This is a genomic window from Streptomyces sp. NPDC057474 (assembly GCF_042802555.1).
Taxonomy (GTDB): Bacteria; Actinomycetota; Actinomycetes; order Streptomycetales; family Streptomycetaceae; genus Streptomyces.
This window is the reverse complement of record NZ_JBHVDX010000012.1, coordinates 49,921-69,002: the sequence shown is the minus strand read 5'-3', so window position 1 is coordinate 69,002 and position 19,082 is coordinate 49,921. Positions and strand designations below refer to the sequence as shown.

14 protein-coding genes and 1 pseudogene are annotated in these 19,082 nt (G+C 70.5%); 8 read left to right on the top strand and 7 right to left on the bottom strand.

Annotated features, from left to right (window positions below; all coding sequences use genetic code 11):
* Positions 1–308: 308 nt before the first annotated feature.
* Both ACFU53_RS05535 and ACFU53_RS05530 read right to left on the bottom strand, forming a co-directional pair.
* Positions 309–2,666, bottom strand: coding sequence for a tetratricopeptide repeat protein (locus ACFU53_RS05535; protein WP_383986321.1), 2,358 nt, complete (start codon positions 2,664–2,666; stop codon positions 309–311).
* Complete coding sequence (locus tag ACFU53_RS05530; RefSeq protein ID WP_383986319.1) at positions 2,663–4,027, bottom strand: serine protease; 1,365 nt, start codon at positions 4,025–4,027, stop codon at positions 2,663–2,665. The genes ACFU53_RS05535 and ACFU53_RS05530 overlap by 4 nt, the downstream gene beginning before the upstream one ends.
* Positions 4,028–4,119: 92 nt before the next feature.
* On the opposite strand from ACFU53_RS05530, the gene ACFU53_RS05525 reads away from it, so the two are divergent.
* From ACFU53_RS05525 to ACFU53_RS05495, 7 genes are all read left to right on the top strand, one after another.
* The gene (locus tag ACFU53_RS05525; RefSeq protein WP_383986317.1) at positions 4,120–4,488 is read left to right on the top strand and encodes a trypco2 family protein; all 369 of its coding nucleotides are present in this window, start codon (positions 4,120–4,122) and stop codon (positions 4,486–4,488) included.
* A 315-nt stretch (positions 4,489–4,803) separates the two neighbouring features.
* On the top strand, positions 4,804–5,607 hold the full coding sequence (locus ACFU53_RS05520; protein ID WP_383986315.1) for a hypothetical protein: 804 nt from the start codon (positions 4,804–4,806) through the stop codon (positions 5,605–5,607).
* Positions 5,608–5,724: 117 nt separating this feature from the next.
* A complete protein-coding gene (locus tag ACFU53_RS05515) occupies positions 5,725–6,183 on the top strand; it encodes a hypothetical protein (RefSeq protein WP_383986313.1) in 459 nt (152 codons plus the stop codon).
* Positions 6,184–6,241: 58 nt separating this feature from the next.
* Positions 6,242–6,562, top strand: coding sequence for a hypothetical protein (locus ACFU53_RS05510; protein ID WP_383986311.1), 321 nt, complete (start codon positions 6,242–6,244; stop codon positions 6,560–6,562).
* A 35-nt stretch (positions 6,563–6,597) separates the two neighbouring features.
* Entirely contained in the window at positions 6,598–9,300 is a 2,703-nt protein-coding gene (locus ACFU53_RS05505) for an ATP-binding protein (protein WP_383986310.1), read from the top strand.
* Positions 9,297–9,899 (top strand): RNase A-like domain-containing protein, encoded by a 603-nt coding sequence (locus ACFU53_RS05500; protein WP_383986308.1) that lies wholly within the window; start codon positions 9,297–9,299, stop codon positions 9,897–9,899. The genes ACFU53_RS05505 and ACFU53_RS05500 overlap by 4 nt, the downstream gene beginning before the upstream one ends.
* Positions 9,896–10,537: a hypothetical protein gene (locus ACFU53_RS05495; protein ID WP_383986306.1), complete on the top strand. Its 642-nt coding sequence runs from the start codon at positions 9,896–9,898 to the stop codon at positions 10,535–10,537. Before ACFU53_RS05500 ends, ACFU53_RS05495 begins: the two co-directional genes overlap by 4 nt.
* A 132-nt stretch (positions 10,538–10,669) precedes the next feature.
* On the opposite strand, the gene ACFU53_RS05490 is transcribed toward ACFU53_RS05495, so the two are convergent.
* The 5 genes from ACFU53_RS05490 to ACFU53_RS05470 all read right to left on the bottom strand — a co-directional run bounded on the left by ACFU53_RS05490 (position 10,670) and on the right by ACFU53_RS05470 (position 17,765).
* On the bottom strand, positions 10,670–11,593 hold the full coding sequence (locus ACFU53_RS05490; protein WP_383986305.1) for an S-4TM family putative pore-forming effector: 924 nt from the start codon (positions 11,591–11,593) through the stop codon (positions 10,670–10,672).
* A gap of 321 nt (positions 11,594–11,914) precedes the next feature.
* Positions 11,915–13,261, bottom strand: a complete 1,347-nt coding sequence (locus tag ACFU53_RS05485) for a UDP-glucose dehydrogenase family protein (protein WP_383986303.1) — start codon at positions 13,259–13,261, stop codon at positions 11,915–11,917.
* Positions 13,262–13,345: 84 nt separating this feature from the next.
* A complete protein-coding gene (locus ACFU53_RS05480) occupies positions 13,346–14,536 on the bottom strand; it encodes a nitrous oxide reductase family maturation protein NosD (protein ID WP_383986301.1) in 1,191 nt (396 codons plus the stop codon).
* Positions 14,537–14,568: 32 nt separating this feature from the next.
* Positions 14,569–16,518 (bottom strand): right-handed parallel beta-helix repeat-containing protein, encoded by a 1,950-nt coding sequence (locus ACFU53_RS05475; protein ID WP_383986299.1) that lies wholly within the window; start codon positions 16,516–16,518, stop codon positions 14,569–14,571.
* A complete protein-coding gene (locus ACFU53_RS05470; RefSeq protein WP_383986297.1) occupies positions 16,515–17,765 on the bottom strand; it encodes a glycosyltransferase family 2 protein in 1,251 nt (416 codons plus the stop codon). Before ACFU53_RS05470 ends, ACFU53_RS05475 begins: the two co-directional genes overlap by 4 nt.
* A gap of 733 nt (positions 17,766–18,498) precedes the next feature.
* On the opposite strand from ACFU53_RS05470, the pseudogene ACFU53_RS05465 reads away from it, so the two are divergent.
* A pseudogene (locus tag ACFU53_RS05465) lies at positions 18,499–18,937 on the top strand (hypothetical protein); the annotation flags it as partial.
* Positions 18,938–19,082: the final 145 nt, after the last annotated feature.

Below are 19,082 nucleotides of genomic sequence, written 5' to 3'. Positions count from 1 at the left end.
TTTCGTTGCCATGCGGAACGGTGTCGGTGCACCGTCCGCCCGGTTCGCTGCCATACGGAACGGTGTCGGTGCACCGTCCGCCCGGTTCGCTGCCATACGGAACGGTGTCGGTACGCCGTCCGCCCGGTTCGCTGCCATACGGACCACATCGGTGCACCGTCCGCCCGGTTCGTTGCCGTACGGGACGGTGTCGGTACGCCGTCCGCCCGGTTCGCTGCCATACGGACCGCATCGGTGCACCGTCCGCCCGGTTCGTTGCCATACGGGACGGTGTCGGTACGCCGTCCGCCCGGTTCGTTGCCATGCGGTCAGATCACGGTCTGCGGCCGTACCGCCTGCAAGAGGTCCACGAGGTGTTCGTGGGCGGCGGCCGACTCCCCGTGCCGCGAGGCCAGTTGCCGGTAGTGCGACTCGATCCGTTCGCGCAGCTGCCGCTCCTGCGCGCTCAGGCGTCTGAGGCCGGCGGGGTCGAGCCGTCCGCCGCCCGCTCCCCGAGGGCCGGGCCGGTCGTCGCGGCTGTACAGCGCGTCCAGTTTCCATTCGTGCAGTTCGGTGCTCAGGCGCAGCGCCTCGTCCTCGGACAGGCTCGGCCCGCCGGCGCCCGGTTCCCGGCGTACGAGGCCGCGCAGTTCGGCGAGCGCCGCGTCGACCTCGGTGGGCTCGGGCAGCGAAGCCACCTCGCGTGGCAGCCGGGCCGCGCGGATGCGTAGGGAGGCGATTCGGGCGACGGTGTGGTCCAGGGTGCCGGGGCGGACCCGGCCGAGGACATCGAGGGCGGCGCGGCGGTCGCCCGCGCGGAGGGCGAGCCGGGCGAGGCCCAGAGCGGCGCCGCCGTGGGCGGGGTTGCGGGCGAACACGGCCTCGTACAGCTCCTTGGCGGTGGGCCCGGCCGTGTCGTCGCCGAGCCGTTCCCCGCAGTAGGCGAGGGCCAGTTTGGGCGCGTACTCGCCGGGCAGTTCGAGGCGGACCCTCGTGAAGTGGCTCTTGGCCTCGGCGACCTGCCGCGGGTCGTCGTCGAGGCCGGCGCGGCGCAGCGCGACCAGGGCGCGGTGCCACTCCAGCCGCCACCGGCGCACGGCGGACGGCCCCGGCAGGGAGTCGGCGGTGTCGAGTTCCTCCTGGGCCCGCTCCAGGTCGTCCCGTGTGTTCCGGCCCAGCAGGACCCGTACGTTGTGCAGGCGGATCTCCACCGAGGGCGGCTTGCCGTCCTCCTGGTCGAGGAGCCGGCCCGGGTCGTAGCCGCTGCTGACCTCGAACCGTGTGGTCTGCGGGTCTCCCGGGTAGCGCCTGGGCACCGGCAGTCGGCGGGCGATCTCGGTGGGGGTGGGGGCGCCGAGGTCGAGGGCGGGGGCGAGGGGCGGGTCGTAGCGGTCGCGGCGGGGGCGGTCGAGCCAGTGTTCGATGCCGGGCACCGTGCCGAGCCGGGCGCCGAGCAGCTGCGGGGACGGCCAGAAGTAGTCGGAGGGTTCGGGCGGGTCGCTCTTGCCGCGCAGGGCGCGGATCTCCCGCAGTGTGCCCCGCAGTTGGCCCGCCATCTCCCTGGCGTCGGCGAAGCGCAGGCCCGGGTCGCCGCGGGTGGCGCGGTCGACGACCCCCCAGAAGGAGGCGGTGCCGAGGCCGGGCACCTCGTCGACGGCCCAGCCGGCGAGTTCCCGCAGGGTGACGCCGACCGTGTGCAGGTCGTGGGCGGTGGTGGGCACCGGCGAGGACGCCGTCTCGGGCGCCATGTAGTCGGGCGTGACATGGGCGGGCGGCTGGCTCTGCCCCTGTTCGCGCATGCCGCCGAGATCGATGACCTTGACGCCGTCGCCATGGTGCACGACGTTCGAGGGCTTCATGTCCCCGTACACGAAGACCCGTTCGCCGCCGGCGTGCAGATGGACGAAGGCTTCGAGAATCTGGCAGCCGTACGCGGCGACGTGCTCGATGTCGAGGACGGACTCCCCGCGCCGGGTCTCCTGGACGACCTTCTCGAGGGTGCCGTCGCCGACGTCGTCCATGACGATGTAGCCGCCGGTGACCTGACCGGTGTCGCCGCGCCGGGCGACGAAGTCGCGGATCTGGACGATACGGGGGTGGCGGATGGCGACGAGGTTGCGGCGTTCGACGTCGGCGAGCCGGGCCCCGTCCTGCTCGTAGCGGTTGAGCATGCCCTTGACGGCGACCACGTCACCGAGATGCGTGTCCTCGGCCAGATAGACCCAGCCCTGGCCGCCGTGCGCGATGGGCCCCATGATCCGGTACTGGTCGCGCAGCACGTCGCCCTCGGCGAGTTCGGGCCGGTACGAGTACGGCTCGCCGCAGGCCGGGCAGTGCCCCTCGACCGGCACCGGGCCCACGGTGTAGGGCGGCGCGAAGGTGATGCCGCACTCGGGGGACGAGCAGCCCATGCGGACGCGCAGCGGCGCCTCGGGGTGGATGAGGCGCTCGTGTGCGGGGCGCGGGGCGCGCTCGGGCAGCGCGAGGAGTTCGGAAGGGCCGAACTCGCGGGGGTCCTCGGGCAGCGCGGGCAGCCGGGGGCCCTTCTCCGCACGGCCGCACTCGGCGCAGTAGCCGGTGGGCAGCACGGTGCCGCCGCAGGGGGCGCCGGTGAAGCGCCGGTGCGGGCAGGTCGTCATCGTCTCGTTGTCCTCCTCCCCGGCGAGGGCCCTGGTGGGGTGCCTCATGCCCGGCCTCCGTGGCGCCGCAGGTCGGCGCGCAGGGTGGTGATCAGCTCGCGCAGCGCGGTGAGTTGTCGGTGGGGATCCGTCAGCTCGTCGATCAGTCGGCGCTCGGCCTGGCGCCGGTCGGCCGTCTCGGTCGCGGAGGCGAGCGAATTCTCGTCGACGACGCCGAGCTGGACCGCGCGGCTGAACTCCGCGCGCCGAAGCCTGGTGAGCAGCGCGTCCGCGTGGCCGAGGAGCGCGGGCCGCAGAAGTTCGTCATAGGCAGCGGTCCAGCCGGTGCCGCCCGCGTGGCGGAAGACGAGCAGCAGCCGGAAGCCGCACTCCCGCAGCCGGACGAGGAGTTCGATCAGGGGACCTGGCTCGGGCTCCTCGTCGAGACCGTCGACGAGGACCGTGGGGGGCGGGCGATCGGCCGCGAGGGCGGGCGCCTGCGCGGGCCGGGGTCTGGTGCCGAGCAGCCAGTCCCAGTACGCCAGGTACTGGCCCGGCGGGAAGGCGATGTGGCCCAGGGCGTGATCGGCGAGGTCGGGTCTACTGGAGCCACCACCTCGACAAACGAGCTGAGCCCGATGCAGCAGATGGCTCAGGGATCGATCCTTGCCGCTGCCCGGAGGCGCCACGGTGATCTTCACCGGCTCTTCGTGGGGGTCCTCGAACCACCGGGTGAGCCGCTCCTCGAAGCCGTGGTCCCAGGCATACGGGCCGCTCAACTCCTTGATGAGGGGCGAGAGTTCGGCGATGCGCTCGACGGGGATCAGATACGAGAAGGCGAGCCGGTTGTTCTCGGGCAGCAACTCGCCCATGTCGCCACGCCAGCTGACGACGAGGCCGACCACGCGGGCGGGACGCCCTTCGCCCGGCCGCGTGCACACGGCGGCGCCGCTGAACCCCCGGCGCACCACCTCGGCCTTGGTGACGGCGTCGAGCTGCACCCGCTCACCGCTGACCCCGCCGATACGGCCCCACAGGGACATGCCGTCGTCGAAGCCCTCCGCGTAGCCGGTCGCGGACACCTCCATGCCGCCCCACAGCGCCGGCTCCAGCCGGGCGGGCCGCGCCTGCGGCCGCGGACTGTCCAGCCGCAGCACGGCGACGTCCTCACCGCCCCCGGCACCCAGGCCCCCGCCGCCCCCGCCGCCCCCTCTCCCCGGCAGCCAACCGCCGGGCGGGACGCGTGCGGACACCGGTTCGAGGTCGCCGTTCTCGGCGAACTCCAGCCACATCACGGCGTCCGGGCTGCGCACCACGTGTGCGCAGGTCAGCGCCGTGTACTGGTCGACGAGCACGCCGGCGCCGCAGATGGGGCCGTGCGCGTCGTCGCGCCGCAGCCGGAGTCTCCAGTCCGCACGCAATTCCCCCATGCTGCCTCACACTACGCGCGGGGCATGGTGCGTCCCTAGACTTGTGAACCAACTTGGATCGGTCAATCAACGGAATCCGACGGGGTGTTGACATGGGCGATACCGAACCGGTCGGTCTCGCGGAGGCCATCGGCACGGTCCGCGCCGAGCTGGCGCGGGCCCAGGCCGAAGGCGCGGCGAGCGACTGGCGGTTCAGTGTGGAGCAGGTCAGCCTGGAGTTCTCGGTCCAGTTCCACCGGGCCGGCGAGGGCGGGGCGGGCCTGCGCCTGGGCGTGGTCGAGGCCCGCCTCGGCGGCTCGGTGAGCCACGACGCCACCCACCGCATCCAGGTCGACCTCAAGCCCCTCCCCGGCCCCGGCGGCCACCACCACGAGGTGAGCCGCGAAGACCCCGCCGCCCCCACCACCCCCGGCAGCCCGGGCACCCCGGGCCCACCCGACGGCTCCCTCTCCCGCGGTTAGGGCACGCACCCCTGTCCGAAAGTCGAAAATCTCTTCTGAAAACCGGCCCAGAAGCCCGATCAGGATTCACGTGGCGCTTCCAGGTTCAGTCACTCAACTGCAGCGCCTTCGGCGCGCCTTCGGCCGAGTTTGGCGATCCTTTCCTTGTGGTTCAATGAATATGCCGTGATTCGGTTTCTCGCGGGTGGAGCGGCGTTGATCAAGGAAAAGACTTTCGAGGCCACTTCGGTGCTGCTCACCGAACTACTGGACACCCGGCCGCGATACCGAATCCGGTGGCGAGCCCGTGTCCAGCGGGACCGTTCAGGCGGCCGGGTGAGCATCGCCGCCGTGGCCCATGTCCTGGCCGAACACCTGTGGGATTCCGGCGAGTTCCCCGAGGCCGAGCAGTCCCTCGCCCGCAACCTGAAGGACCGCGTCCGCCGTGCGCTCGACGGCACGGTGATCACGACGGAGACGCTGACCTGGCTCATCGGCGCCTTTCACATGGACGAGCGCGACGCCGAGTGCCTGCGGGCCACACACGAAAGCGATTCCGGCAGCCAGCCCGACGGAATCTCCGACGCGGTCCGGGAACCCCGGGAGATGATCCGACGCCAATGGCATCGCACGGTGACGGTATTCGAACGCTATTTCTTTGACCCTGAGGGGCAGTTGGCCGAACGCCGTACCAAGCATGTGATCATGGCTCTCGAGGACGGGGTGGACAGCTACCTGTTCAATCACGAATCCTCCGTGGAGGCCATTGAGGTGACGCACGGCGGAACCCTCGGACCGGAACATCATTACGACGGCTTGGTGTCCCACGAGATCGTGTTCCCGCAGCCGCTCAAACAGGGTCAGCGCACCTCGTTCGAGTACCGGACCGTCTACCGCCCCGCTCCGCATCCCCCACAGGAGGTACGGCGCCCCGCCCGCGGCCGGATCGAGAACTTCGACATGGCGGTGCACTTCGAGCCGCGTCGGCTGCCCAGTCGGCTCTGGTGGGCGACCTGGCCGGACCACCACCTCGGTGATCCCGTGCAGTTGGAGCCCGCCCAGCTGTGTGACACGGGCAGCGCGCACCGCTATGTGCCCTTCGTCGAGCGGTCGGTGGTCGGCTTCCGCTGGAACTGGTGAGCAGGAAACGGGACTTGGGCGTTCTGTGCGTCGTAAGGACGCTCCGTGCGCCGTAAGTGCGCCATGCGGCGTGTTCACTTCCCCCGTCAGTCAATCGGACGATCTCGGGGGGACACCGTGGGAATCCTCAACCAGTTCGACGTCATCGACTCCTTCAACCAGCTGATCCCCGGCGCGGCCGGGCACTCCGACGGCTATCTGCGCGAGGTCGCCAAGGCGACCCAGGAACAGGGCCTGCCCGTCGAGATGAACCTGGAGAACAACTCCGACGGCCTGTTCGCCGCGATGCGCGGGCAGGGCGCCCGCAGATTCCTCGTCGTCCAGCCGTTGGACCGCAAGGCCCGCGGCCTGCGGATGATGCACTACGGCTTCCCGGTCGGCACCAACCTCACCGCCGGCTGGCTCCTCACCGGAACCACCGGCAACCTCAAGCTCTTCGACTACCTCGACCTCACCGCGGTCATCGAGTCCGTCCACGGACTCGCCGTCGCCCCCGCGCTCTACAGCGTCGCGGACAGCACCGGCTTCGCCCGCGAGGAGATCCGCAAGTACCAGAGCGGATTCTTCGGCGTCTGAGCCGCGCCGCTCCACCGTCTGGGTCCCCGACTCTCCGAGCCGTCACGGAAGGACAGCCATGGGCTGGGTCATCTTCATCCTCTACGTCGCGGGCGTCATCGGCACCACCCGCTACGCGATGCGCCTCTTCGACCTGCACTGGGCCGACATCAACGGGTCCGGTCTGAACGGCATCGGCGCCCGCTTCAAGACCATGGTGCCGGGCACCTTCTGGCCCATCGGCCTGCCGGTCCTGCTGCTCGTGGCGCAGCAGCGGCAGGAGCACCGTCAGGCCGCCCGGCAGAGCGTGGCCGACCTCATGAGCGGCGACGACGCCCCGCGGCACGCCCCCGCGCCGCAGCCCGAGCAGCGCACCCGCAACCCGTTCGACGACCTCTGAGCCGCCGACGCCCGCTCTCTCCAGGAGGTGACAACATGCAGTGGCCCCCGGACATCCGCCATGACACGGCCGTGATCTGGGCCGACACGGACGTCTTCGCCAAGCCGGGCTGCTGGGCCACCGCGGCGGCCCGGATCGTCGCCGGCCCCCGCGCGCCCGAGACGGCCGGCCCCGTGGAGAGCGGCGCGGCGATGCGCGCCGTGTCCACCCGGATCGTGCAGGCCCTGCAGGGCTGGGCGAACCGCGCCGCCCTGGAGGTCCGCTACACCGCGCCCGCCGCCGGCCTCCCCCAGGGCATCGACTGCCACCTCGTCGCCCGCGCCGCGGGCGGCACGCCGTTCGACGCCGAGGCGTCCGCCGGGCAGCTGCTGGGCGCAGCGGCACGGCTGCTGCCCCCGGGCTTCGTCGTGGAACCGGTCGGCCCGGCCGACCTCGTCGCCCCCACGGGCGCGGTGACCTGCGCCGAGGTCCGCCGCCACGAGGAGGTCGTCGCCCCCGCCCTGGCCGGCTACTCCGCCGCCGAGTACTACTACGTGCCCGGGCGGCTGCACGGCGACGGCTCCGCCTGGGACCCGTTCCTCCGTGCCCTGCTGCACACCCCCTCCCCCGTCCTGGTCAGCCTGGTGTTCCTGCCGACCGCGCTGACCCCCCTGGAGAGCGACGCCTACGGCCACCTCTGCTCCGGCCTGGAGTACGAGGCCGCCGCCCGGACCGTGCAGGACTACCTCGGGCCGCTGGAACTGCCGCCCGACGACAACGCCCGCCGCGCCCTGGAGGCCTGGCGCCGCTTCGGCGACAGCTCGGCCAAGGTTCTGGCGCGGGCCACGGTCGTCGGCGACCGGGCGATCACCGACACGGTCGCCGCCACGCTCGCGGCGGCCGTCGGATCGTCGTACGAGGTGACCGAACGCGGGATGTCCGGCGGCGTGAGCATCGTCCGGCCCGGCGACGGTGAGGAGCTCCGGCTGGCCGCCCAGTGCCTGGCCGGCGGCTCGATCGCGCCCTGGGGCGGCCACCCTGTCTGGCAGCTGCCCCAGGCGCCCGGGTCCATACGCCGGGTGCCCTATCTGTTCGGGCCCGAGGAAGCCGCCTCGATGCTCGTCCTCCCGGTGCCCGGCCCCGACGGCTGCCCCGGTCTCGAGGTGTCGTCGCCCGCACTGGACCAGGTCACCCCGGCGCCCGCGACCGATCCGGACACCCCCGTGCTCGCCCTCGGCGACCGGATCAGCGGCGGCCCCGCGGCCGCCCTCCACCTCCCCCTCGACGACCTCGTCAGCCACGGCCTGATCGTCGGCGCGCCCAACACCGGCAAGTCGACCACCCTGCAGAGCCTTCTCGTCCAGCTGTGGCGGGACCACAAGGTGCCCTGGCTGGTCATCGAGCCGGTCAAGACCGAGCACCGCGGCATGCTCGCCGTGCCCGGCATGGAGGCGCTGCGCATCCACACCCTCGGCGATTCCGAGCGCGCACCCTGGCGGTTCAACCCGCTCCAGCCGCCCCCGGGCACCACCGTCCACGCGCACATCTCGTCGCTGATGGCCGTCTTCCGCGCCGTAGTGCCCGACATGGACAGCGCGCTGCCGCTCATCCTCGAACAGGCCCTGGAGGAGACCTACGTCCGGGCCGGCTGGGACGGCGGGCGCGCCCTGTCCGGCCCCGTCCCGACCCTGCGCGCACTGCTTCCCGTCCTCGACACGCTCCAGGACGACAGCGACTACCGCGGCCAGGCCCTCAACGTCTTCCCAGCCCTCGCCACCCGCGTCCGGGCCCTGCTCAGCGGCGAGCACGGCTACATGTTCGACACCGTGGAGCAGACCGACTGGGCCGGCCTCATCGACCGGCCCGCCGTGCTGGAACTGGCTTCCATGGCCGACCCCGCCGCGATCGACATGACCCTCGGCTTCCTGCTCTCCCAGCTGTCCGCCTTCGCCCGGCTGCGCGGCAGCCAGAACCGCCGACTGCGCCACCTCATCGTGCTGGAGGAGGCCCACCGTGTCTTCGCCCGTCCGACCGGCGGCACCGACCGCAGGTCTGCGGAGGCGGTCTCCGCCCTCGCCAACGCCCTCGCCGAGCTCAGCGCCTTCGGGCAGGGCTTCGTCCTCGTCGACCAGGTCCCTGAACGCCTGGACGAGGCCGCCACCGCCCTCACCGGCGTCAAGATCATGCACGCGCTGCGCAGCGAGCAGAGCCGGCAGGCCATGCTCGGCGACATGGGCGCCGGCCCCCGCTCCGCGCAGACCGCGGCCACCCTCCGACGCGGCCAGGCCCTCGTCGCCACACCCCGCACCACCGATCCCCTGCTCGCCGGGATCCGGCCCGACCCGGCCGTGGACACCGCCCGTGTCGTCGACGACGACGCCGTCGTACGGCACATGGCCGAGCCGACCCGCGCCCTGGCCCGGCTGCTGCCGTACGAACTGTGCTCCCGCGACATCTGCCGGGACGGCTGCACACCGCAGCGCAGGGAACGAGGGCGGGCCCTCGCCTTCGCCCGGCGCCGGGAGGAACGCGCCGAGGCACACCGGGCGCCACGCGGCGAGCCGCGCCGTGCGCCCGCCCTCGGCGACCTCGCCCAGTCCATGGCCCGCGCCTGCGCCGGCGACGTGGCCGACACGTACTGCGCGATGGTCCACGTGGACCTCGACAGGCTGCTCCCAGGCCTGACCCCTCAGCGCCGGCAGTCCGATCTGGCGGCGGTCGTACGCAAGCAGGCGGCACGGACGGGAGGCGCACGGTGATCCTCCACGACACACCCGAGGACGAGCGGGACCACCAGGAGTTGCTGCGCCAGGCCCTCGACGACCACCAGGACCTGCACCCCGACCACCACCAGGAGCGGGGGCGGGTCGCCGACTTCCAGGACCGGGACGCGGAGTACCGCGAACTGGCCGACCGGCTGCCGCCGTCCGGCGTCGACGTGCTGAGCGACCTGTACCGCGAGGAAGTGCGCGACGTCGGGCACGCGATCGACAAGCACGTGGGGTGCTCCCTCGACGAACTGCGGGAGTTCGATTCGTACGACTCGGCGGCAGGCGCGTCCTCCTTCGACACCCCTGGGCAAGCCGCCGACGCCGTCAACGACGCCCTGTACGACTCCGCCGGCGACATGGTCGCCTGGCTGGTCGGCGACGACCCGCGCCCCTTCGTCCGCGACGCCGACCTGGGCAGGGCAACCGGCCGCTGGGCCCGCAGCCGCGACCACGCGGACGGCACCGATGTGACGGGCGTCCGCGTGGTGCTGGCCAGGGACGCCGACGATCCGCGCGGGTTCGTGTTCCGCACGGCGTTCCCGATTCCGGCGGATCACGTGCGGGGCGCGGGACGGCGGCGGCCATGAAGGACATACGGCAGCAGGTCACCGTCGGGATCGTCTGCCTGGTGTGGCTCGCGCTCGCCCTGCTCACCGGCGAGGCGCTGTCCCCGACGCCGCTGCGCCTCTTCTCGGCGGCCGGGACCACGGTGGCCATCGCGGCCCTGGCGTACGAGAGGTGTCTGTGGCGGTGGAAGCTCGTACGCCGGTTCACCGGGAGCCCGCTGCTGCACGGCACGTGGCGGGGCGAGGCGATCACCTCCGTCACCCGTGAGGACGGCACCCCGCTGCCCCCGATCCCCGCCGTCCTGCACGTGGTGCAGAGCGCCTCACGCGTCAGCGTGTCCCTCTTCACCGCGGACTCGGTGTCCACCTCCACCCATGCCTCGCTGCTGCGCGGGGACGACGGCCGATGGTGCCTGCGCTGGCAGTTCACCAACCAGCCCCGGCCCGGGGCCCGGCTGCGCAGCCAGCGACACCGCGGGGTGGCGGAGCTGTGGATCGGCGCCGTACCCGGCGAAGGGCTGCGCGGTGAATACTTCACCGACCGACGGACGTACGGCGAACTGAGCCTCGTGGAGTGGAGCCCGCGGCGCTACGGCAGCGCGTCGACGGCCCTCGCGGCGACGGACTTCGCGGTCGCGGCGCCGTACGCGGGGGGCTGACCGCACGCCTGCCCTGTCTGCCATGGCGTCCAGCCGACTTCCTGCTGAACCAGATGCTGGAACTGATGTCGAGCCAGGAGGTCCAGCGGCATTTTTGGACACTGCGCCTCAACGAGAGCGGCTCCCCGTCCGCTACGGCACCGGATCGGGGGCCGTGGCGAGCAGCTGTTCCAGTTCGTTCATGGCAGCCGAGAAGTCCGCGCGGTCGGTGGTCAGGAACCGCCGGAAGAACCAGTTGGGCACCCGGGCGTGCCGCATACGGGTCTGCAGCAGGACATCCTGGACCTGCCGGGACAAGGTCAGCAGCTCAGGTTGTCCAGCGGCCGGGGACCCGCGCCGGACGAAGTCCCGCAGCCGATCCGTGAGCAGCGTGAGAGCCTGCTCTCGTTTGGTGATGACGTCTTGTTGGGACCGGTAGGTGTCCAGCCCCAGCAGCAGCAGACCCAACGAGGGCACGAACCAGCGCAGCAGGACCTCGGAGACGGTCAGTTCACCCAAGACTCCCAACAGCAGCCCGGCCAGACACCACAAGACCAGGCCGCTCAGCACGGTGAGACCGTAGCGGCGGCGAATACGCGCTCCCCACCCCAGGTTCTGCAGCTGACAGGCAAGCACGTCCACCGGCACGGGGAAGTCGCGAATCTCGTAGTAGTCACGCAGCGCGTCCTCGGAGCCCCGGTATCGCCGGGCCATGCGGCTGATCTCCTGGGCGGTCGGCATCCGTCCGCCCACCACCTCGTTCCAGGGCAGCCCGAACAGCCGTACGTCGAAGGTCTCCTGCAGCAGAGCCGCCCGACGGAATTCGCGCTCCGTCCAAGAGGCGGAGCCGATCGCGTAGACCGCAGCCCACAGCGAGCCCAGGAGCGTCACCGGGGTTCCCGCCGCGGACACGAACACTGACACCAGCGCGGCACCCGCCAGCAGCACCGACACAGCGACATGAGACGAACCCAGTCTGGTGGCGCGTGCGTGCGACGCCGACATGGCACACAGAAGCGTGATCATCTCGGGAGCGTTCTGACGTACGACGATCGGGTCCGATGCCGGTGCGCCCAAGGCCAGCCCCCTAGCAAGACATCGCTACCCAGCAGTCCTTACCGTTCTGCCCTGGTGGGACGACTGTCAAGCATCAGCGCGGCACGAGCCATCGGCGTCGGCACAAGCCACCGGATGTCACTCGCGAGCGCAGCCGTGCGCAACCGCTGCTGTCGCAACAGGCACAGCGTCGGCCGGCGGAGACCGGGGCGGGCGGCGACAACACGTCGAACGCCTCGGCGCAGCAACCGACCGAGCAGCTCAGCCGCGCAATGACGACGTAGCGCGGCGCCCACTGAACGTTCGCCCCGGCAGGCGTACAGCGCGCATCGGGGCGTGCGTTCAGGGTCGGCCCAGCGCGCGGTACTCCCATCCCGCGGCGCGCCACTGTGCGGGGTCGAGGGCGTGCCGCCCGTCGACGATCCGGCGCTGGGACACGACCGCGCCCATGGCACGCGGGTCGATCTCCCGAAACTCGGCCCACTCGGTGAGCAGCACCACCACATCGGCCCCGGCGGCTGCGGTAAGAACGTCCGTGCCATAGGTCAGGTCCGGGTAGGCGCGCCGGGCGTTCTCGGTGGCCGCCGGATCGATGACGGTCACCTGGGCACCGGCCTGGTGCAGGGTTCTGGCCACATCCAGCGCCGGAGCGTCACGGATGTCGTCGGAATTGGGCTTGAACGCCGCCCCCAGCGCGGTCACTCGGGCGCCGGCCAGCTCTCCGCCGGCCAGTTCGCGGACCAGGTCCACCGTGCGTGCCCGGCGCCGCTGGTTGATGGCGTCGACCTCGCGCAGGAAGGAGACGGCCTGGCCGACGCCAAGTTCCTCGGCGCGGTGGCTGAAGGCCCGGATGTCCTTGGGCAGGCATCCGCCGCCGAAGCCGAGGCCGGGCTTGAGGAACCGGCCGCCGATCCGGTCGTCGTAGGCCAGTGCCTGTGCGAGACCGGTGACGTCGGCGCCGGTCGCCTCGCAGACCTCCGCCATGGCGTTGATGTAGGAGATCTTGGTGGCGAGGAAGGAGTTGGCGGCGACCTTGACCAGTTCGGCGGTGGGCAGGTCGGTGACGACCACCGGGGTGCCCTGGGCGATCACCGGGGCGAAAGCGGCGCGCAGCTGTTCCTCGGCCCACTCCGATGCCGTGCCGAAGACCAGTCGGTCGGGTCGCAGGGTGTCGTCCACGGCGTACCCCTCGCGCAGGAACTCCGGGTTCCAGGCGAGTTCGACGTCCGACCCGGCCGGAGCCGTCCGCTGGACGATTTCCGTCAGCCGGGCGGCGGTACCCACCGGGACGGTGGACTTGCCGACCACCAGCGCGCGCCTGCGCAGGTGCTGGGCGAGTTCTCCCACCGCGCTGTCGACGTGGCGCATGTCCGCCGCGTACGAGTCCTGCTGCTGGGGCGTGCCCACGCAGACGAAGTGGACGTCACCGAATTCCCCGGCCTCGGCGAAGCTCGTGGAGAACCGCAGCCGGCCGGTGTCGAGGGCCTTCGCGAGCAGTTCCGGCAGTCCGGGCTCGAAGAAGGGCACCTCGCCCGAGTTCAGCCGCTCGATCTTGACCGGGTCGACGTCCACGCCCAGGACGTCGAAACCCAGGACGGCCATGCAGATGGCGTGGGTGGCGCCGAGGTAGCCGGTGCCTATGACGGTGAGGCGGGGCGCGCTTGTGTGGGTGTCGTCCGAAGAGGTCACGGTGGTCTCCAGAGATGTGTCGGGGCATGTCTGCCCGCCGCACGAGCCGGTGGTGGCCTGCGGAAGCGATGGGGATGGAGGTTGTCAGGAGGCGCAGTCGACGTTGGCGAGGCCCTCGGCCGCGTCGTTCGCCTTGTTGTCGCAGGTGACTTTGTTGCCGTCGGACGTGAGGTGGAAGCCGTAGCCGGGTCCGTCCACGTTCGCGGTGTTGTCCTTGAAGATGTTGCCGGTGCCCCAGCCGTTGACGAGCTTGTGGGTCTGGAAGCCGTCCTCGGGGGAGTGGCTCCCGGTGTTGCCCTGGAGCAGCCAGCCGTTGCCCTTCACGTCGACCCAGGAGTCGTTGTTGTGGGAGCCGCTCAGCTTCGATCCGTCGAAGGTGTTGTCGAGGACCTTGCCGTCGCTGGTGCCTTCCTTGATGTCGATGGACTCGGCGGTCGTGTCGCTGATGTGGTTGCCGAGCACCACGTTGCGGTCGCTGTTGTCCGTCTTGCAGTCGCTCACGGTGCACCAGTTGGACTTGGCGGTGCCGATGTAGATGCCCTCGCCGTACTTCTCGCGGCGCAGGCCGGTGTTGCGAATGGTGTTGTCCCGGACCATGTTGTCCGAGCTGAAGTTACGCAGGTGGACGGCCTCGTCACCGATCTGTTCGACGGTGAGGCCCTGGATGACGGTGCCCACCACGCCGTCCGCCATCACGCCCTTCTGGGCGTTGCGGACGGTGAAGCCCACCAGTCGCCAGTTGCTGACGCGGTCCAGGTGGAAGGCGTAGCCGTCGTCCGTGTCGCCGCCGTCGACGACCGCTCCGGAACCACCGCACAGGAAGATGGGCTTCGCGCCGGTACCGGAGACCTCGGCGGTGAAGTTGCCGACGTAGGTGCCGTTGGCCAGGGCGATGCTGTCTCCTGGTCGCGCCTGGGCGAGGGCCTGTTCGAGCGTGGTGGTGTCGCTCACCTTGACGGTGGCGGCCGGGCAGGTCACCGCGGCGTCGGGTACCGAACCGCTGGTGGCCTGTTCGGTCGGGGCCGCTTCGGTGACCGACCGGGTCGGCAGGGCCGACGGGTCGTCCGCTGTCGGTGACACCTCGGACGTCCTGGGCCCCGCGGTGGTGGCCCCGGCCGTCACCTTCGGTTCCGATCCGCCGTCGCCCGTCACCGCCACGATGAGAGCCGTCAGGGCGAGGAGGAACGCACCCCCCGCCAGCCAGAGGGCCGGCTGCCGTGAGGGACCGCGCTCAGGGGTGGGCGGCGGGTTCGACGTGGTCGGTTCGGAAGACATGGGAAACAACTCCGGTTAGCGGGTACGCGCCGTCATCGGGGCGGACGGGCGGCTGGGACGGACTGGGGAGTCAGGGCGCGCAGGCTGGTGGTCTCCTCGTCCTCCTTGGAGAACCAGCTGCGCTCGGGCGCCTGACGGACAGGGACCTCGACGACGGACGCGCTGTTGGTCACCGACTTCTTGTCCTCGTACGGGTGCCTGCCCAGGCGCTGTCCGCCGCCACGGTGCCCCTTGCGGCTCTGGCGTCGGCCCAGAACGGCCGAGAACAGGATGAGCAGCAGGATGAACGTCCAGAGCAGTGTCATCGGGCTGGCGTAGTGCCGGAACTTGACCCAGAAGGAGCTGGTGTCGTGCCAGGCGAACGTCTGGTTCTGCGTGACGGCGATGTCACCGTGGGCCCGGGTGGTGTCCACGGCGCTCGGGCCGACCCCGGAGATGACGTTGTACGTGATGATCGATTCCTCGACGCCGCCGACGAGGGTGATCCCGTGGTTGGTGCCGTCCTGGATGGTGTTGCCACGTATCTCGCCGACCGAGTCCCGTATGTAGATGCCGGTTTCGGTGCTTTCGACGATGTTGCCGGTGACCGTCGCGGCGGTCACTCCGTCACGCACCGAGATGCCCTGCCGTGACTGGCCGACGAGCCGGTTTCCGGTGATGGCGACCTTGGTGGCGTCCTTGCGGGCCACGATGCCCATGTCGCCACCCTCGACGCGGTTGTTCTGCACGCCGACGTCCTTGCCACCGAAGATCTCGATGCCGTAGTGGCCGTTGTCCCTGGCGACGCTGTCGGACACGGAGTTGGAGCCGTAGCTGCTGATGGACTCGCCGGATGCGGAGGGGCCGCCGGCGAGCGGCCGGCCGCTGAGCGTGAAGCCGTTGCCGCCGTTGCCCTCGGCGGTGGAACCGCTGACCCGGACCTGTTCGGTGGCACGGGCCAGCACGAACCCGTCGCCGCCGTTGTCCTTGGAGACGGTCCGCTCGACCACGGCGTTGGTGACGAACCGGTGCAGGACCAACCCGTGTTCCAGGCTCTTCTGCACGGTGCTGTCGCTGATGCTGACGCCGTTGGCGCCGGACAGGAACAGCCCGAAGGCGTTGCCCGTGAGGGTGGAGTGTCCGATCTCGGCGGAGACGTAGGAGAGGCTGGGCACCGAGAACCGGGTGTCCGGCGTGGCCAGCGAGCCGGAGGGCTGGGCCACCACGCCGCCGCTGCCGCCCTTCGAACCCGGCGCCACCGTCGAGTCCTCGATGTTGCCGGTGTCGGGGCGGTCGGTTCCGGTGAGGCTCAGGCCACCGGTGCGCCCGCTCCAGAACCCGAGATCGCCGACCTTGGCGTACGTCATGGAGAACTGGCCGCCGATGGCGCGGATGTAGGCCCGGCCGTCCCGCACGTCCGTGTCCGGCTTCTTCTTCTTGTCGTTCCAGCTGGTGATCCGCAGGGGCGCCTGCGGGGTGCCCTCCAGGGAGAGCCGGCCGCCGAAGGAGACGATGCTGACGAAGCCCTTGTTGCTGCTGGCCATCCGCAGCGTCAGTCCGCCGGGGTTGGACAGCTTCAGCTTGGCGCCCGCGTTGAGGTAGATGTTCTCGGTCAGCAGGTAGGCGCCGTCCGGCTGGCGGACGAACGTCTGCGGAGCCAGTTCGAGCAGGTCCGAGACGGTGTAGGCGTTGCTGCGCTGGGTGAGGACCAGGGTGTAGCCGTCCCCGGTGTCCAGCCGGTACGGCTCCTTCCACTCACCGCCCTTCAGGGGGGCGACGGCGGCGACCGCGCGGACCTGGTCGAGACGATGGTCCTCAGCGGCCACGAGCGCGGTCTCGTTCTCCGCATCAGCGGCATTGACCTGCGGCTTGTCGTCTCCGTCGGCGGCCGGGGCGCCGGCCGCCGAGGCGAAGAGCAGACCGGCGGAGAGGGACAGCACTACCGCGCCGCCCCGAAGCATCCGCGGTACGGAACCGACGGGCGAAAGGTGATGACGCGTCATGACTGCTGCACCTCCGGCCACGAGGCCGTGGCGGTCCGCGCCGCGCCGCCGAGGGACGCCGAGTTCTGTCCCTCGCCGCCGATGCTGTTGCTGGTACGGGTCAGCCAGCCCTGCTTGTTCATGGTGACGAAGGCGAACAGCTTGATCGGCAACGAGATCATGATGACGACGAGGGACAGCAGCGGCAGCAACAGCACCTCCTGCGGATGTCTGCGCAGATGGGAGTATCCACGGATGCCTCGTCCCACGAGGAGCCAGATCAACACGAGGACCACGCCCCGGCCGGTCAGTTCCAGGCGGCTGAACACCAGATACCCCAAGGCCATGCCCATCGTCACCGGCGTCAGCAGGATCTGCAGCACGGTGATCTTGGTGACCAGGGGGACCCTCCAGAGCCAGCCCTTGTACAGCGCGGTCAGATAGCAGCGGTAGGAGTTCCGGCTCCAGCGCACCCGCTGCTTGACGAAGGCGCGGAACGAGGAGGGGAACATCGACATCGCCCGCGCGGAGGACTGGTGCACGGTCTTGTAACCGGATGCCAGCACCAGCCAGGTCAGCCGCCCGTCGTCGCCGGCGACGCAGCGCCGGCCCAGGAAGAACTCGTTCTCCAGGTTCTCCAGCACGGGCTCGATCGCGGCCCGTCGATAGGCCGCCGTACGACCGGACAGGCAGGCCACGGCGCCCGCGCGACCCATGGCCGGGACGTAGTCGTAGTAGCGGAGGTTGACCAGCCAGTCGGCGATGCGCCGCCAGACGCTGGTCCCGCGCTGGTAGACGTTCTGCTGGGTGCCGACGCCGCCGACCGCGGGGTCGACGAACGGCATCTGGACGGCGGCCAGCAGGCCCGGCTCCCAGCGGGTGTCCGAGTCCACCAGCACCACGAGTTCGCTCGTCGCGGCGCGGATGCCCACTCCCAGCGCCGACCGCTTGCCACGGTGCTCGAACGCCAGCACCCGAACCCGGGGATCCTGCACCTGCGCCAGCCTGCGCAGGACCTCCTTGTCCTGCACGTCCGGGACGATGATGACCTCGGTGGGATCCTGGGCCAGCCAGGTGTCCAGGCAGTCCACCAGGATGTCCGCGTCCTCGCGGTACGCCGGAACCACCACCGACACCGTGGTCCGGTAGTTGTTCACCACGGGCTTGGCGAACCGGGAGAGCACCGCCCGATAGAGCCACAGCCCCCAGACGAAGATGCCGGCGATGCCCAGCGGCATCAGCTCGCGCCATGACGTCTCGGCGGACACCGTGACTATCCATGACCAGAAATCGTCGAAGAAGCTCGACACGAACCCAGACCCCCCAGCCGGAGCGTTGCCCAAACACATGGGCGAAATGTGCGATGTTCGCGGTCTACACGGCGAAATCTAGGGCCGAAAGGACCCCTCTCGACACACAGGCAACACAAAATTCACCTGCCCAAGCCACAAAACGTTCACAGAATGACCGGGCCACGGCGAACAGCCCCCGCCGTAGCACACAAAGCAGGCCGCAGCCCAATGACCTGTTTTATCGTCACATACGGTCCGCCGTACGGGCTTCGACCTCACCCCGGGCGGACTTCACCCCCCTCCGCCACCCCTCACGACCAAGCCCCCACTGTGTTCACAGAAGCAAAGCATACGTGATGTACATCACATGCCCTGGATCCGAGCTGGTGACCACATGTCACCCACAGCTCATCGAACCGCCATACCGCGCAGAGCTCCTGGCAAGCCGAGGACCGGGGGCCGGAACCGACGGCGTCGGCCGCGCCGAGCGGGAAGAGCGGCCACGGCGCTGATTCGTCGCCATGGCGATTCGCCCCAGGGCAGCGGGCGCCAGGAAGCCGAAAGTGGTCGCACGGTCGTCGTGGTCGATACCGACGTGAGCCGACGGAGGATGCCCACGTCGCCGCACACCGTCACCGGCCTTCCGCACGCATCCGCGCCACCACGCCACCACGCCATGGCGGGCCGTCAGGCTGGTCAGCGGGGAAACATGGACATACCGCCGTGCCTTTCAACGGGCTTCCTGAACTTCGTGACCGATACCGGGATACGCGAGGTCATCGTCATCGGCTCCGACCCGTCGGATGCACCGCCACCTCTCCACACCGCCCGCGCCGAGCTCAAGCCGCTCGTCTTCGGCGGCGCGAGCTTCGTCGTCGGCACGCTCACCACGACCGCCGAGATCGCGACCTTCCCCTAGGACATCGGCGGCCCGGATCGGATGACGAACATGCGGGCTCCGGCAGAAGAATCCGGTGCCGAGATCGTCGAGGACGAGACCGTCTCCGTCGACCTCACCGACGACATACGAGGGAGGAGGCACCTTCCTCACCCGCTTCGCCGGGTCCGTCACCGTAGTACACCGGCGCTCGACGCTGCGGACCTCGCAAGTCATGCGGAACAGAGCCTTCGCCGACGGCGAGATCTCCCGTCGACGTCCATCTCGATCGAGTCGGTACGGCCTGACAGTCCGGGTCTTCCCGGCATCGTTGTTCTGGGTGAATTCAGGCGAAGTAGCCCACGCTCTCAAGATCTTCAACCTATCGTCAGGCGTTCCCGCAGGGGCGGTCCGCG